The organism is Candidatus Phycosocius bacilliformis (assembly GCF_003112735.1).
In the GTDB taxonomy this organism is placed as follows: domain Bacteria; phylum Pseudomonadota; class Alphaproteobacteria; order Caulobacterales; family Aquidulcibacteraceae; genus Aquidulcibacter; species Aquidulcibacter bacilliformis.
In genome coordinates, this window is the sequence record NZ_BFBR01000004.1 from 113,792 (window position 1) to 129,627 (window position 15,836).

The 15,836-nt window shown below is 58.1% G+C and carries 15 protein-coding genes and 1 pseudogene; 4 read left to right on the forward strand and 12 right to left on the reverse strand.

Annotation, left to right across the window (positions count from 1 at the left end):
* Positions 1–14: 14 nt before the first annotated feature.
* Positions 15–1,958 (reverse strand): hypothetical protein, encoded by a 1,944-nt coding sequence (locus PbB2_RS07735; protein ID WP_108984742.1) that lies wholly within the window; start codon positions 1,956–1,958, stop codon positions 15–17.
* Between the two features lie 353 nt (positions 1,959–2,311).
* Here PbB2_RS07735 and PbB2_RS07740 point away from each other — a divergent pair, with 353 nt between their 5' ends.
* A complete protein-coding gene (locus tag PbB2_RS07740; RefSeq protein WP_108984743.1) occupies positions 2,312–2,809 on the forward strand; it encodes an Hsp20 family protein in 498 nt (165 codons plus the stop codon).
* Between the two features lie 89 nt (positions 2,810–2,898).
* Here PbB2_RS07740 and PbB2_RS07745 read toward each other — a convergent pair whose 3' ends face one another.
* The gene (locus tag PbB2_RS07745; RefSeq protein ID WP_108984744.1) at positions 2,899–4,161 is read right to left on the reverse strand and encodes an exo-beta-N-acetylmuramidase NamZ family protein; all 1,263 of its coding nucleotides are present in this window, start codon (positions 4,159–4,161) and stop codon (positions 2,899–2,901) included.
* 165 nt (positions 4,162–4,326) lie between these two features.
* Here PbB2_RS07745 and PbB2_RS07750 point away from each other — a divergent pair, with 165 nt between their 5' ends.
* Positions 4,327–5,685: a serine hydrolase domain-containing protein gene (locus PbB2_RS07750; protein ID WP_108984745.1), complete on the forward strand. Its 1,359-nt coding sequence runs from the start codon at positions 4,327–4,329 to the stop codon at positions 5,683–5,685.
* Between the two features lie 31 nt (positions 5,686–5,716).
* Positions 5,717–7,036, forward strand: coding sequence for an APC family permease (locus PbB2_RS07755; protein WP_108984746.1), 1,320 nt, complete (start codon positions 5,717–5,719; stop codon positions 7,034–7,036).
* Positions 7,037–7,085: 49 nt separating this feature from the next.
* On the opposite strand, the gene PbB2_RS07760 is transcribed toward PbB2_RS07755, so the two are convergent.
* The 10 genes and pseudogenes from PbB2_RS07760 to PbB2_RS07810 all read right to left on the reverse strand — a co-directional run bounded on the left by PbB2_RS07760 (position 7,086) and on the right by PbB2_RS07810 (position 14,456).
* Positions 7,086–7,826, reverse strand: a complete 741-nt coding sequence (locus PbB2_RS07760; protein WP_108984747.1) for an exopolysaccharide biosynthesis protein — start codon at positions 7,824–7,826, stop codon at positions 7,086–7,088.
* A gap of 49 nt (positions 7,827–7,875) precedes the next feature.
* Positions 7,876–8,463, reverse strand: a complete 588-nt coding sequence (locus PbB2_RS07765; protein ID WP_238164913.1) for a TlpA family protein disulfide reductase — start codon at positions 8,461–8,463, stop codon at positions 7,876–7,878.
* Positions 8,464–8,887: 424 nt separating this feature from the next.
* Positions 8,888–9,112, reverse strand: coding sequence for a hypothetical protein (locus tag PbB2_RS07775; protein ID WP_108984750.1), 225 nt, complete (start codon positions 9,110–9,112; stop codon positions 8,888–8,890).
* Between the two features lie 49 nt (positions 9,113–9,161).
* Positions 9,162–9,758 (reverse strand): annotated as a pseudogene (locus PbB2_RS16450) (RHS repeat-associated core domain-containing protein); the annotation flags it as partial.
* 31 nt (positions 9,759–9,789) lie between these two features.
* On the reverse strand, positions 9,790–10,233 hold the full coding sequence (locus tag PbB2_RS07785; RefSeq protein ID WP_133245756.1) for a hypothetical protein: 444 nt from the start codon (positions 10,231–10,233) through the stop codon (positions 9,790–9,792).
* A complete protein-coding gene (locus tag PbB2_RS07790; protein ID WP_108984752.1) occupies positions 10,230–11,045 on the reverse strand; it encodes an RHS repeat-associated core domain-containing protein in 816 nt (271 codons plus the stop codon). The genes PbB2_RS07785 and PbB2_RS07790 overlap by 4 nt, the downstream gene beginning before the upstream one ends.
* A 100-nt stretch (positions 11,046–11,145) precedes the next feature.
* A complete protein-coding gene (locus PbB2_RS07795; RefSeq protein ID WP_108984753.1) occupies positions 11,146–11,394 on the reverse strand; it encodes a hypothetical protein in 249 nt (82 codons plus the stop codon).
* 10 nt (positions 11,395–11,404) lie between these two features.
* Positions 11,405–12,154, reverse strand: a complete 750-nt coding sequence (locus tag PbB2_RS16355; protein WP_108984754.1) for an RHS repeat domain-containing protein — start codon at positions 12,152–12,154, stop codon at positions 11,405–11,407.
* Positions 12,155–12,644: 490 nt separating this feature from the next.
* Positions 12,645–13,208, reverse strand: a complete 564-nt coding sequence (locus PbB2_RS07805) for a TlpA disulfide reductase family protein (protein WP_108984755.1) — start codon at positions 13,206–13,208, stop codon at positions 12,645–12,647.
* Between the two features lie 45 nt (positions 13,209–13,253).
* Positions 13,254–14,456, reverse strand: a complete 1,203-nt coding sequence (locus tag PbB2_RS07810) for an acetyl-CoA C-acyltransferase (protein ID WP_108984756.1) — start codon at positions 14,454–14,456, stop codon at positions 13,254–13,256.
* Positions 14,457–14,630: 174 nt separating this feature from the next.
* Between PbB2_RS07810 and PbB2_RS07815 the strand changes: the two genes are divergently transcribed.
* Positions 14,631–15,812, forward strand: a complete 1,182-nt coding sequence (locus PbB2_RS07815) for a DNA cytosine methyltransferase (RefSeq protein WP_108984897.1) — start codon at positions 14,631–14,633, stop codon at positions 15,810–15,812.
* Positions 15,813–15,836: the final 24 nt, after the last annotated feature.

The following is a 15,836-nucleotide window of genomic DNA, read 5'->3' on the forward strand; positions in this document are numbered from 1 at the left end:
GGCTTCACCCGGCGCTAGTTCTTTTTCTTCTTTGGCGGCAAAATCCAGTCTGGCTTATTGGGATCCGGCTTAGCAGGTGCCGAGCCTTTGCGGGCGGGGCTTGCCTTTTTGGCCTTATCCTTGGGCTCAGCCTGCTTGCGCCGGGCGGCCTCAGAACGTTCCTGATTGGCCTGACGGGTGTTGTTGCGTGTACGGCTTGGGGCCTCGTCGGCCTTGGCTTTGGTCTTGGACTTAGACTTTGTCTTTGGCTCTGGCGTTGCAGGTTCGGCCGCCGCGCGACGGGACGCGCGGGTTGAATTTGGCCGGGCTTCCGTGTCTTCAGCCTTGGTCGTCTTGCCCGCTTTGGTGCGCGCAGCTCGCTCGGTGGTCGCTGGGGTCTCAGCCGGGGCAGACCGGTCTTTCGCAGGCTCGGCCTGAGGTGGGCGCGCACTGCCGGATTTGCCAGTCGGTGCGGGCTCTGCCGTGGCGTTTGCCCGCTCATTAGACCCAGCTTTGGGCGCACCACCTGCCGCAGGATTTTGGCCCCGCGTGCTTGCCCCAGAGGCCGTGGTGTCGCGCGCCCGATCCCGGGTTGAGGCCGATGCAGGCGCGGCAGTGTCTGACTTTGCAGCCGCCTCAGGTGGCGGTGTCGCCCGACCATCCTTGCTTGTTGCGGGTGGCTGACGTCGACCGCTTGATGGGGGTGTGCGGCCTGCAGGACTTGTTTCTGTCGCGGGCTTTAAGGCTGTCGCTGGTGCAGCCGTTGCAGGCTTGGCAGCCTCGCCCGTCGGCGCTGTGGCATTTGCTGGCGTCGCAGACGTCGCCGCAGCCGGTGGTGTGACGGTGCCGGTTCGCGCTGTTGGCTCAGCCGAGGCCACTTGTGTCCCAGATGTTGCGGCCGGGGTTACAGGTGGCGGCGGGGGTGGCGACCCGCGCCGTCCGCGCCGAGGAGCTGGCGGAGGTGGAGGTGGACCCGGAATAATGGTGACAGGCACATCGGCAGCGGCCATGCGCCGTGATGGTGGTCCAACCCCGGTCGCATCCAAAGGCTTGCGGAACCGCAGGGTCATCCGGTCGCTTTCGCCAATGGCGTCATAGCGCGCCCGATCAAAGCCCGGGTCATCAGGCTCGCCAATCGGGGATGTGCGCGAGACGGGCGGCAGCGTCCAGACGCCAAAGGGATGATCCTTGGTATCGGCAGGATTGGCATTGATCTCCGCGCTGCCAATATATTCAAAACCCGCCTCACGGGCCATTTGAATCACATAATCCTCGCGCACATAGCCATCGCGCGCCAGCGGGTCTTGCGGTTCATCGGTGCGACCACGATGCTCCTCAATGCCGAGAATGCCGCCGGGCTTCAGCACAGTGTAGAAATCGGCAAAAGCCTTTTCCACCCATCCCTGCGCCATCCAATTATGCACATTGCGGAAGGTCAGAACCTTGTCGACGCTGTTGGGTGGGGCCAGCAAAGCCGACTGCGGACCAAAGGGCACAACGGTCACCGAGCCATAAACCGCCGGATTGCCTGCAAAGCGGGCCCGATACGCCTCCACAACTTGGCGCACGAATCTTGAGTCAGAGGATGCCGCGTCAAAATGGCCGACGATCAGCTTGCCGTCGCCCTGCTTGAGATAGGGCCCGATCACCGACGTGTACCAACCTGCCCCCGGCCAGATTTCCACCACCGTATCGGAAGGACGAACGCCAAAGAATTGCAGCGTGGCATCGGGATTGCGCCAGCGGTCACGCTGGCTTTCAATGCGCTGGTCGCCATTGACCGCCCGCCGCAGGGCGGCACGTGCCCGGTCATCCAGCGGCGGCACGGGGTTGACGGGCGGCATGAAAACAGATGCCGGGGTCACCTCCGGTGCTGCAGGCATGGCTTGAGGGTCTGCCACTTGGGCGTGGGCCGCCAATGTGGAACTCAAAGCCATCAAACTGGCCGTTCCGGCGAGTGCCCAAGCGCGTAATGTCATGCGCCTTATTTCCTCTCGATGACCGCCGGCAAACTTAACGGAAAGCCGGATCGGCCCCCAGACCCACACCCAGAGCCAAGACTGGGAGGCAAAACCTATCCCAGTTTCTAAGCAAGGCTCAAGCCTTCAGGACATGAAACTCCTGTCAGAAAGTCTACACCCCCCCTTGCGAGCCACAAAATGGCTTCCCAACTGTATCTTGCGACGCCGAAACCGGGTCGCCAGGATCGCCAAAATCCTGTGGTTGCTGCCGCCTCTGGCTTGCTGAGCAGAGCGTCGGAATCACAGGTCAAGCCTTCCTGCGGGTGCACGGCCCGCTGTCCGTGTGAACTTGTCGCTTCTCGGAGGACACGATGCGTACCATTGATCTTACCCCCCTTTATCGCACCATTGTCGGCTTTGACCGCATGGCCCATTTGATTGAAACCGGTGCCCGGCTGGATAGTGCAACTGGTTGGCCCCCTTACAATATCGAACAAACCGGCGAAGATGCTTACCGCATCGAACTGGCCGTTGCCGGCTTTGGTCCCGATGACCTTTCGATCGAACTGAAAGAAGGTCTGTTGACCGTCACCGGCAAGAAGGTGGCCAGCGAGGAAGGCCGCTCCTTCCTGCACCGTGGCATTGCCGAGCGCGGTTTTGAGCGCCGGTTCCAATTGGCCGACCATGTCCGTGTAACCGGTGCCAATCTGGAGCATGGCATGTTGAGCTTGCTCTTGGTGCGTGAAGTGCCTGAGGCACTGAAACCCCGCAAAATCGCCATCAATGTGGGCTCGGCCAGTGCAAGCGCCAATGATGCCCCGCTGATCGAAGGCGAAGCCAAGTCTGGCAAGTCCGACAAGGCAGCCTAACGGTCGCAGACGGCAGCCGTCTGACATCTGATGCAATCCAGAGCCTGATCGGCAATGCCGGTCAGGCTCTTCTGATTGTGGGCTGACCCTTAATTATAGAGCAAGAAGGGGCGGCGCTCGGTCTCAAAGGCGGTTAGGCTGGATGCCCAGTCTGTGACCAAATCCTGCCAGGATGCGTCGGTCGTAAGGGTCTGCCACAGGGCTTGGCTGCCATAGACTTTATCAAACAGGCTGCGGGTTGAGGCGGGGCTTGCGGTCAAAGGCGCTTTGCCCGACCGGGCCACTACCTCGGCACATAAGGCCATGGCTGCGGGCATTAAGTCAGGCGTGTCATTGGGATTAATCAGCACCTCAACCCCGCCAAAGCCGCGCTTGGTCCGGCTGCGATAGGGCCGGAATTTGAGACCCCGCAAACCCAGCCGAGTGAGGTCAGAAGCCATGGTGCGGCCATTGATTCCCGGCCCGGCCGCAAAATGAAACGGCTTGCGTGTGCCAATGCCGATATCGACTTGCTTCAATTCCCCCAAAATGCCGGTGGTGGCGCAATAATAAGGCGATTGCCAATGGGGAATATTCGGGCTTGTCGGCACCCAGCCAAGGCCGGTCGCGGCCCAATTCATCGCGCGCTGCCAGCCCGCCATCTCCACCACGGTCAGCTTTGGGGCTGGCGTCACCCAAGATTTAGCGATTGCCATCTGTGCCAATTCACCAATGGTCAGACCATGCAGATACGGAACCGGGACTTGGCTGACGAAAGACTGAAAGCCCGGCAGCAAGGGCGGGCCCTGCACCAATGCGCCGCCCATTGGATTAGGCCGATCCAAGACCACAAATTCCTTACCCGCCTCACCACACGCCTCCATCGCGAGGATCATGGTGGAGATATAGGTGTAACTGCGCACGCCGATGTCTTGGATGTCGAACACCAGAACATCGACATTGCTCAGCATGTCTGGCGTCGGTTTACGATGCTGCCCATAAAGCGAGAAAGCCGTCAGGCCGGTCACGGGGTCGCGGGCATTATCAACATGATCACCCGCCTTCGCGCGCGTATCCAGACCATGTTCTGGCCCGAACAAAGCGGTGAGATTGCTGCCCAACCCACGCTGGAGCACAACCCGCGACATGGCACCTGACTGGTCCACACTGGTTTGATTGGTGATGAAGCCGACCCGCTTGCCCGCAAGCAGGGTGAAATTCTCTGCGGCCAGCCGGTCGATACCCAGCATGACATGTGGTTTGCGTGCCAGCGGCCAAGCACGGGCAGGTGTCGCAGCGCCTACCAAGCCCCCCGCCATGCAGACTTTAGCCGCGCCGACAGCCCCGACCTGAAGAAAGCTGCGACGATCCATGGTTCGACCCCCTGTCTTGAGCCCTTGGCCCGATCTGCCTGTGTTGAAATCGTTCGGACGACGCGCTTGCCCTTGACCTGTGGGTCAGATTAAACCGATGATTGGCAAAACAAAACAAGGCCTGCCATCAGGCAAAACAGACACGATTTTGGGAGTTGTTGGTTCATGGTCAAAATTAAGCATGTTTTCGCGGCACTGATCGTCTCGACTGCCTTGATGTCTCCTGGCTTGATTGCTGCCAAAGAGACGGCCAAGGCAACCGCCACCAGCCCCACACCCTCTGTTTTGCCAGAGCGGATCGCGGCCATCCGCACTGTGCTGCAGGATGGCGTGGACAAACAAGTCGCCTCAGGTTTCTCCGCCGCCTTGGTGGATTCCCAAGGCCGTATGGAAACCACCTTTGTTGGTCTGGCCGATATTGAAACTGGTAAGCCCATCACCAAGGATACGGTGTTCCGCATCTATTCCATGACCAAGCCAATCACTGCCGTGGCCATCATGATGCTGGTTGAAGAAGGCAAGGTGAATTTGGATGCCCCGGTATCAACCTATATTCCCTCTTTTGCCGGTGCGAAGGTCTATGAGAGTGGTGACAGCTTGGAGACGTTGAAGACGGTTCCGGTCAATCGCCCCCTCACCGTCCGCGACCTGATGCGTCAGTCGGCTGGGATTGCCTGGTGGGGGAACAAAACCCCGGTTGAGAAACTCTATGCGCTTAATGGGATCGAACGGGCACCCGCCGAGCTTGTCCCCGGCTATACCGGCCCGCGCGCGGCCAATCTGCAAGAATGGGCGGACAGGGTGGCTGCAACCCCCTTGGCCAACCAACCCGGCGAAGCCTGGACTTATGGGGTTGCCATTGATGTGCTGGGCCGGATTGTGGAAGTTGCCTCGGGCCAAAGCTTGGGCACTTTCTTCAAGAACCGCATCTTCACACCTCTGGGCATGACCCATACGGGCTTCCAGGTTCAGCCCGGTGATGAGGCCAATTTGGCCAATGCCTATTACGCCTCGGCGTCGAGTAAGCCACCAACCATGACCAGCCATTTTGTGGACCTGAAAGAAGTGCCCAAGCATGATGCGCTGCGGCCCGCCGATCCCCCGGCCAAAAGCCCGTTTCTGAGCCCACCGCTTCTTGAACTCGGTGGTGCTGGTCTGGTCAGCACGCTCGAAGATTATGTGCGCTTTGCCCGCATGGTTGCGGGCAAAGGCCAAGTCGATGGTGTGCGCCTGTTATCAGAGGCCTCGATTGCAGAAATGGGCCGCGACCAATTGGACGCCAAGGCGAGCACTGTTCTGACCAAGCAAGGCTTTAGCTATGGTCTGGGCTTTGGCGTCGTGCTGGACTCCAACCTCTATATGACCCGCGCACCGGTCGGGACGATGCTGTGGGGCGGGGCAGCCGGGACGCAATTCTGGGCCAATCCGCAAACCGGAGAGGTCGGCGTGCTGATGACACAAAGCGTAGGGGGCTATCTGGGTGCCTATCATACCGGCTTTGGCCGCGCCTCACACGGCAAATGAGGACTGATCCGACCCTTCTGGGGACAGCCCAATGACGGATCAGGCCGCACCCACGCGCCATTTATCGGTCGCCTATGTGATCATGATTGCCGTGGGGATGGTTGTCGGGGCGGGCATTTTCAAATCGCCCGCTCTGGTCGCCGACAATGCTGGTACGGCATGGGCGATATATGGAGTCTGGCTGGTCGGGGGGCTTATCTCCCTGATCGGAGCCCTGTGTTATAGCGAGCTTGCAACAGCCTATCCCAGCGCAGGCGGCGACTATCATTTTCTCACCAAAGCCTATGGGCGCGAGTTCGGCTTTGCCTTTGCCTGGGCCCGGTTTTCGGTGATCAACACAGGCTCGATCGCACTGTTGGGCTTTGTGATTGGGGATTACCTCAATCTGGTATGGGATCTGGGTCCACATGGCCCGGCCCTCTATGCTCTGATCAGCGTCGTGGTGATGACACTTTTCAATTTGCGCGGCACCAGCGGGGGTGCGACAGCCGATTATGCCATCACCAGCCTCGAAGTTTTGGGCCTTTTGGCGCTGACAGCCGCCTCCGCTTGGCTGATCATGTCTGGCACCCCGCCTTTGACATCTGGGGCCGGTGCCGCGCCATCCCCGGCGGGTGTCGGCTATGCTTTGGTGTTTGTCCTCTTGGCCTTTGGGGGGTGGAGCGAGATGGCAACCCTGTCGGCTGAGGTCAAAAATCCCCGCCGTGGCATGTTGCAGGCTTTGGTGGGGGCGGTCGTCATCATCACCTTACTCTATCTGCTTGCCAATTGGGCGTTGATCCGTGGGCTGGGTGTTGAGGGGCTTGCCCAGTCCAAAGCCCCGGCAGCAGATTTAATGGCACGCGCCTTTGGCCCCCATGCCGGCGTGGTTTTGGCGATTGCGGTCGCCGCCGCTGCCATCACATCAATCAATGGCACCATTATTGTCGGTGCGCGCACCACATTTGCGGCCGCGCGCGAGCGGGCAGGTCTGGATTGGATCGGGCAATGGGATGGGCGACGCGACAGTCCCGCCCACGCCATCTTGGCCCAAGGCGCAGTCTCGGTCGTCCTCGTCGGTCTGGGTGCGGTCTATCAGGGCTTTGAGACATTGGTGGATTATACCGCCCCGGTCTATTGGGCATTTCTGACGGCAAGCGGACTGGCTGTTATTGTTCTGCGGCAGCGCTTCAAGGACCATGCGCGACCTTTTGAGGTGCCACTCTATCCACTCTTGCCCTTGGTCTTTTCCGCCTCAAGCGCCCTGATGCTGTGGTCATCACTCAATTATGTGAAGCAAGGCGCGCTCTTTGGTTTGGCTGTTGTGGTCATCGGCTTGGCGATCGGGCGGCTGACCAAGCCGAAACTCTAGATCACCACCGCCTTGGCCGGGCGAGGCGCTCTCTCAACCAAGACCGTGCTTAGAACGGCAACAGATGCCAAACATCACCGGCCACACCCAAAAGCCAGTTCAGCCCGGCTATCGCCATGCCGATGCCCAAAGGCGCCACTGCCAGGCTGACCAGGAAGAAGCCGAACGAGACCAGCGCCATCAGGCCATCGCGTTGCAATAACCCAATCGCCAAGGCAGCAATGCTCATGCCCGGCGGCCAATTTCCCAACGGAATGGGCAGGGTCAGAATACCGGCGAGGATCAGGGTCTGCACCCCGAACCAGATGGTGGCAGGCTTTTGGGTCAGAAACTGAAAGCGCGGCTGCACCAGTTTTTCGATCCGCAGCAAAGTCGGCAAAGAGACGTCAATCACTTTGCGGAATGTCACAGAATCAATCTTCAGGTCGCCAACCCGTTTGGGGATCCACGGCGTGCCAGCCCCGAAAATCATCTGCAAGGCCGGGGCAACCAGCAAAATGCCAAAAATCGTCGAAATGCCCGGTACATTGGGAATGCAATTGGGCAGCGCCAAGATCAAAAGCAACAGGCCAAAGGCCCGCCCGTCGAGGCGCTTGAGGACATCGCGCACCGAGACCTGCTCATCGCCGGGGAAGGCGTCATGCAGCTCGCGCAGGAGGTCAGAGGTTTTTGGCGGCAGGGCAGCTCGCAAATTCTTATTTCCATTCGGCGGCCCGCTTGGCGCACGGCCGGCTATGTCGGGCGCAATTTGGGCAGAACAAGGGCCGGACCTGAACAAAATCTCTGACATGGTGCCGGATTATCCACGCCAGGCTTCACGTTTGCGTTAGGAAGAATGGTTAAGTGCGTGTTTTCAATCTCGCAACATTTCGAGCCTTTGTCAGAAGCCCTTGCACCCCAATGCCCGAACCCGCTTTGAGGTCGGTTGTAAAGTCCCGGATGATGCCATCAGGACCAACAATTACAAAACTCGGCACCCATTTGATGTTCCACGCCCGATAGGCCGCACTGTCATCATCAATGGCAACCGGAAAGCGATATCCTTTTTCGGCAAAGAACTCAGCCAGACCACCCCACCGGCCATAACGACCGCGCGTGTGAATACCAATGAAGCGCAGCGCCCGATCCCGTTCAATCAATCGGTTGAGCTCAGCCACATCATCGGCGTCTGCCAGACAGTCCGGGCACCAAATCCCCCAGAACTGCACAATCGTGGTTTTGCCCTTAAAGTCTGCCTCGGTCAGACGCCCACCACCAAAGCGGGGCAGATTGGTTGCCGGGGCGGCTTGCCCAATCAAATCATAAGAGCGCGGACGGCGGTCCACGGCTGGCGGGGTTTGCGCGTCAGCCTCGAGAGGGAGTGCGGAGGCCGCACCAACCCCGGCTGCCAAGCTGATCAGTGTATCGCGACGTGTCATCACATTCATCGGGCTCATGTGGTCGATGTGGCGTCCATTGCCAAGGCCTATGGCTAAGCATCAGCCACAAACCGGGGCAGGTGAGTACCAGTTTTTGCAGCAACGTGCGCATTCAACCACGCCCCTTAACGCCCCAGCTTCCACCTTAAGACTTTTCGGTGGCTTGATACGGCAGGGTACATTCCAAAGGCATGCACGTTACAGCTAAGGCACGAAGTGCCATGATGGTGGGTGTGGAGCCAGTTGAGCGTGCCAGTTTGGCCGACGGCCGTGGCCAACGGCATATAACCGCCCAAGCCATCATCGCCACCTGTTGGCCCTGCCGCCCCCACTTCCGGCATCAGCCAAATATATTCAGCCTTGATGTCAGCGGTGCCTGTAGCCCCATATTCACCCACGATGCGATGATCGAGGTCATAGAGATGGCAGCGAGCTACTCAGCTTCCGCCAACGTTTTACCCTCATTGAGCAACTCTTGAAGACGATCCCAGGACAAAAGTAGACCGCCAGCAGTTGGATTGAACGAGACCTCCAATATCCCGTCGTCATTAAATCCTAAATCGAGGAATGAGGTGTCTCCAATTAAAAGTTCGAACAAAGGATACTCGCGGGCGATATCTGTTGTCTTACGCCATCTATAGCTTTCAAAGTTCGCCACTTCTTCATCCTTATGGGTCTATGAAGCCAATGAAATTTCCATCCGATGACTAGCGTGCTCCAAATCCTCCGGGGACTTGCACCTGAATGACCGGGCCATACCTTCCGATCGTTGGAGTCGTTGTTGTGCCATTTCGCATAATGTTCCGTAACGCACCATGAGCAGCGGCATTTACGGAATCATTTGAGCGTAACGCTTGCCTCAGGTTATCTTTTGTCATCCCAAGTATTTCAGGATGCTTGGTTAGTGCCCGGCCAGCGTTTGTCAATGGCCCATCCTTGAAACTCTTAACCGCTGCTCTGTAAAGAGGGTTTTGATGGCCTAAGCCCTTAGCTCCCCGAACAGCCAGCCCGCCACCCGTGAAGCCCGGAATGAAGGCGCTTGCGAGATCTGCACCGAGGGCGGTTAGGTTTGTGCCGAGTGTATCTGGGCAATTGCGGCCAAAGACATTGTCCTTCATCGGCCTGTATAGGTCATAGCCAATGAAACCAACGTCAGCGACTGTGTCTAGCCACAGCCCTTCAGGGTCCTTGTACTTGAGCGGATTCCCACCCGCATAAGCATAAGGATTATCATCCCCGGCGAGCCCAATCGGATAGGCTTGGATGTAGCGCCCGGTGTTGACGTCATAATCGCGGTAGCGGTTGTAATGGTGCTGTGATCAAAATATAAAGTAACTATTTGCCCGTCTGCAAATATGATTCATAATAATAGGTTATTTCTTTGGAATATTTCTTTACGAATGGGATTGATATTTGCGACGAATTGAAATATTCTATTCCATTTTCATATAAATAAAATGTCTCCGATGAGCGAATATTTAGAAAGCTGCGCGAAATTATAACAATTTCTCCAGATACAATAGATGTTATCATTTTGTAAAAATCGTAGTCATCATGTAATAAATCGCTCTCACCTATCTTTCCGTCAATATTCAAATCAAAAGCGTGTTCTGTTATGGATACCTCTAATGAACAAAAGCGGTTGGACGATACTTCAATCCTTAGGTCTATTGACTCATCGCCGTGGATTGCCATGCTGCATCTAGCAGCCCCGTGAATGAATTTCTTTTCAAGCTTGCTTATTCGATCAGCAAGATTTTGAAGTCCAAAATAAGTCACCAACGAGATCCTTTCTTCGGGCCGGGTATAGGTGTAATGTGCCAGTGACTTGGAGTTTTTGGCACTCCGCCATGAACTCCGAAATAGTTTCTCGCACCAAGCCATCCTTGCGGATTCCAGCTCCATCCTAATCTGAAGTTTCCACTATTGAACAATGACGGAACGCCGTTTCTAAGCCGCGACCGTCCAAACAAAGCCCCGGCCGGTCCAGCTTCTTCCGCAAACTTTCTACCAAAACTACCGGGCGAAATTAGTCCTGCAATTGCGGATCCCAGATAATAGGGATTACAAGGATCAACGTCTTTATTTGCACCGATTAAGTTACGCAGTCCATATGTTACGCCAAATGTATAAGTATCAGACCATCCCGCAAGGACATTGATGGTGTTGACCCGATATGAATCCGGTAGTCCCGTGTAATGCTCCCAGATGGTCTCCAACCCCAATGGATCCATGAACCGCAACGGGTTCCCACCAGCATAAGCATAAGGATTATCATCCCCCGCCAACCCAATCGGGTCGGCTTGGATGTAGCGGCCGGTGTTGACGTCATAATCGCGGTAGCGGTTGTAAGAGTGCTGTGCGCCTGCAAGCTGCTGGGAGTTGGCGAACTGGCCAGGAAAGCCCAGCACCGCATGGGCCGGATAGGGGACCACGGTGCCCGCCGCATTGGTGGTTAGGATGGGCGCGCCATGATGGTGGGTGTGGAGCCAGTTGAGCGTGCCAGCTTGGCCGACGGCGGTGGCCAGCGGCATATAGCCACCCAAGCCATCATCGCCCCCTGTTGGCCCTGTCGCCCCCACTTCCGGCATCAGCCAGATAAATTCACCAACAATGTGGTGATCAAGACTCCCGCATTATAACCAACCAGCAATCAGGAGGATGGCCCTAAGGGCTATAACCTTATTGGAGTTAAACGCTGCGTGAAATAAGAGACAAGTCGGGCTCTTCGCTTGGGTCCGGATAGTGATGAAGTCCGTATTTTTCGAATTCTATCATTACACCTCTTTCGAGATAGTCCCATGAACCAGGCGGATTATTCTCGTCCCCTTCTCCAGTGCCAATTACGTATACGACCACACCGCTTGGATCATCCGCAAGGCGAACGCTGTCACCTAAGCGAACATCCTTCCCATCAAAATACTTGGCTTGTTCTGTCATTTATCCACCTTCAATTCGGGAATGGCTCCACAGGAATAGCACCGACCGGAAGATTACCGGGAGCGACAGCGCCAGCTGGCCGCCAGAAACATTTACAGGGTCTGGGAGAGTTGATCGGTGCTTGGTGTGCGATAAGTAGGTTATAATGAGCGCCAACGATACCATGCTGTGGCCGTTTTGGATTATCAAGTGGTCGAAGTACAATGGTTCCCAATGGCACGATCCGACCAATAACTGTGCGACAAGGCGGGCACTTGCCATTTTTGCTAACAGGGCAATCCGTTTTTTGAAGGGGTATGGGAAGTGGGGCAACATTGTCCGGCTTGCCCATCGGATGTAAAGCTGTCCACGCAATTGCCCCACCTATAAGTGCGCCTGTTGCAGCTACCGCAGCCTGACAACCGCCGCCAACACAAGCCGCAGGAACAAAGAGAAAAGCAAACTCTCCCGAGGGGTCTTTGTATCTAAGCGGATTTCCCCTCGCATAAGCATAAGGATTATCATCCCCAGCGAGCCCAATGGGGTGGGCTTGGATGTAGCGCCCGGTGTTGACGTCATAATCGCGGTAGCGGTTGTAATAGTGCTGTGCGCCCGCAAGCTGTTGGGAGTTGGCAAATTGGCCGGGGAAGCCCAGCACCGCATGGGCCGGATAGGGGACCACACTGCCCGCCGCATTGGTGGTGAGGATGGGTGCGCCATGATGGTGGGTGTGGAGCCAGTTGAGCGTGCCAGTTTGGCCGACGGCGGTGGCCAGCGGCATATAACCGCCCAAGCCGTCATCCCTCTAGCAGTCAAGATCAGGCCTAGTCCGCCATATGCTCCGCCCGGTCGGGTGCGTTCCAACAAGGGAATGCACCTTGGTCAAGCAAGTCCCAGGCTTGTTCATGTGGGGCCTTAGCCAAATGACTCGGAACGGTTCAAAGCCGCACTTCGCTTGCCTTGAAGCCAGCCCACGATTTTTTCTGCGCAAGATGGGGCATCGACGGGCGCGCCTTTGGCGCGTCGGCGAAGCCGATTTCACCTCTTGCCCCCCAGCTTGCGCGCTCAAACTTGCCCTAAGCCTTTGCATCAGCAGAGCCTGTGGCAAAGGCGTTCCTAGTGGAAACAATCAAAACGAAGACCATCGCCGTTGCGGTAGTGCAGTCCTGTCGGACCGCACCCTATAGGCTGGCCCATGTCGGCTTCCGAGCCACCGCCATCACCCCACGACAGAGTGCCTTCACAGATTTCATGAGGGCTGGGGACCCAACTTATGGCCGCCGATCACGTCCGGCAGAGGCGAGGGTGGCGCGGGTTTTGGCCAGAAATCGGGACACGCCGTGACTATTTTTGAATGCCCAAGCGTGCTGGATGATCGTGCCATGTTGATCGATCACCATGGTCAAGGGTGTTCCGGGCACACCGACAGCTTGGGCCAGCCGCATGGTGCGATCATCAATGATGGGGATGGCAGTGGCTGGATCGCGCGCTGCCGCCCATTGGTTCAGGCTGGGGCCATCTTTTGGGGCATGGCCCATATGCACACTCATTAAGGCCAGCTCTCCCCGCGCGGCCTCTTTGGGGCCAAGGTCACGAAGTACAGCCTCCCACTGGGGCTCATCCGTCCGGCACGGCCCGCACCAGAGGCCCCAAAACCGGATGAGGGCGGGCTTGCCCAATCTGGCCAGATTGGTTCCCGTCCCATCCAACAAGGTTGCGGCAAGGTCGGGCATTGCCCGACCGGTCAGCGCCGCAGCAGGGTCGGGACGGCAGCCTGACAGAGCCAGACTGCCGATACTTGTGATTAAGGCCGCCCCAAAGGTTCGCCGATCCATGTTCAACCCACTTGCGGATCGCTTCAGCGGTGAAAACCTGCCCGATCAGTAGATTTCGAACAGGCCAGCCGCACCCATGCCACCACCGATACACATGGTGACCACGCCCCATTTCACATTCTGGCCCGCGGCCTTGCGGCGGCGACCTTCCAACAGAAGATGGCCGGTGCAGCGTGCCCCGGTCATGCCGAAGGGGTGGCCAATGGCGATCGAGCCACCATTCACATTGTACTTCTCAGGATCAATGCCCAGACGGTCGCGGCTATAGAGGCATTGGCTGGCGAATGCTTCGTTCAATTCCCACAGATCGATATCATCGACCGTCAGGCCATGGCGCTCCAGCAGACGTGGCACGGCAAACACCGGGCCAATGCCCATTTCATCGGGCTCACAACCAGCCACCGCAAACCCGGCAAACCGGCCCAGAGGCTCGATGCCGCGCGATGAGGCTGCCTTTGCCTCCATCAAGACAACTGCAGCAGCGCCGTCCGACAATTGGGAGGCATTGCCGGCGGTGATATATTTGTCGGGCCCACGCACTGGCTTGAGCGAGGCAAGGCCTTCCAAAGTCGTGTCAGGGCGGTTGCACTCATCGCGCTCAACCACAACATCGACAATGTTGGTTTCCCCGGTCGCCTTGTCCACCACTTTCATTTTGGTGGCCATGGGGACGATTTCGTCCTTGAAATAGCCAGCGGCTTGGGCCGCCGCGATGCGCTGCTGGCTGCGAAGCGCATATTCGTCCTGATATTCGCGGCTCACATTGTAACGCTCAGCCACAATGTCGGCGGTCTCGATCATCGGCATCCACAGAGCAGGCTTGATGTTCAGCAAATGCTCTTCCTGATAATGCGACAAATTCATCGAGCCGCCCATTTGCACCAGCGAGATCGATTCCACGCCGCCGCCGATGGCACATTCTGCCCCGCTCTGGGTAATGTAATTGGCCGCCATGGCAATGGTCTGCAGACCCGATGAGCAGAAGCGGTTCACCGTGGTGCCCGAGGTGGTGACAGGGCAACCGGCCCAGATGGCCGCATTGCGGGCCACATTGGCCCCGGTTGCGCCCTCAGGTTGGCCCGCGCCGATATAGACGTCTTCCACCAAGCCTGGCTCGATCCCGGCGCGCGCAATCGCATGCTTGATGGCATGGCCTGTCATGGCCGCGCCATGGGTCATGTTGAACCCGCCACGCAAAGATTTAGCAAGACCAGTACGGGCGGTGGATACAATGACGGCTTCACGCATGGTGGCGGCTCCCTTTTCTTCCTGTCACGCCGGTTCATCCGGCTTTCTATGGTCTCTTAACGCCTCGCTTGAGGATGGAAAGCCCTAATTTCGCAGTGACGCTGGGGCAGGACGCAGCAATCGGGATCAAATCATGCTGTGGTCAGCTCAGAGCCTTTTCTGGATAGCCTGCCGGTGACACCCAGCCCCAAACCCATTGCGTTGGAATTTTTTGCCGGGGGCGGTCTCGCGCGACTGGGGCTAGAGCCTTGGTTTGACGTGGCTTGGGCCAATGATATCGACCCGATGAAGTGCGCAGCCTGGCGGGCTAATTTCGGGGCCGAAGGCCTGATCGAGGGTGATGTTGCGACGCTCGACGGGGGCACAATACCGCCAAGTCCCTGTCTGGCCTGGGCCAGCTTCCCCTGTCAGGACCTGTCGCTGGCGGGTGATCGGGCTGGACTCTCTGGTCGGCGGTCCGGCACGTTCTTTGGTTTTATGGATCGGCTCAACGATTTGGCGCGGCGCGGTGACCCTGCACCCGTTGTGGTGGTCGAAAATGTCAAAGGCCTGTTGAATTCGCGCCAAGGTGCCGACTTTACCCATCTGATGGCTGCTCTCGCCACAGCGGGCTATCGCGCAGGCTGTCTAGAGATTGATGCGGCCAGCTTCTTGCCCCACTCCAGACCGCGGGTCTTCATCGTCGCGGTCCGCCGGGATTGGCCGATCCATCCAGCCCTTGTGTCAAAGCCTGGTGCCCCAAATCCCTTTCTGACCCAGGCGGTGATGCACGCGATGGACCGCCTGCCCGCAGAGCTGCAAAGCCACCGTGTGGATTGGCACCTGCCCGCGCCGGATCGCAAACCACCCTCGCTGGCCGACCTCGTCGATCACGGCGATCAGACGTGGTGGACGCAGGCCAAAGTCGCCCAGTTTTTCACCCAACTCAGCCCCGCTCATGCCGCCCGGCTGGCAGCCCTCCAAGCCGATGGAGGGGCCCACATTGGCACCATGTACCGCCGCATCCGCACCGACCAGGGCAGCAAGCATCAACGGGCAGAGATCCGCTTTGATGGTGTGGCCGGCTGCCTGCGCACACCGGCCGGGGGCTCCTCGCGCCAGTTCTGGATCATGGTCGAGGGCAACAACATCCGCATTCGCCCGATCAATCCGCGCGAGGCCATGCGCCTGATGGGTGTGGCTGACACGTATCACCTGCCCCACAGCACATTGGCAGGCCTGAAGATTGCCGGCGATGGTGTCGCCGTGCCTGTGGTGGCGTGGCTGAGCCAACATCTCCTCGCCCCGCTGGCCCAAGCACAACCTAGGTCGCTGCACCATGATGCACGCCTTGGCCCAATGGCAGAGCGGATTTGATCCTTGTTAACCGCTGCAGCCCAA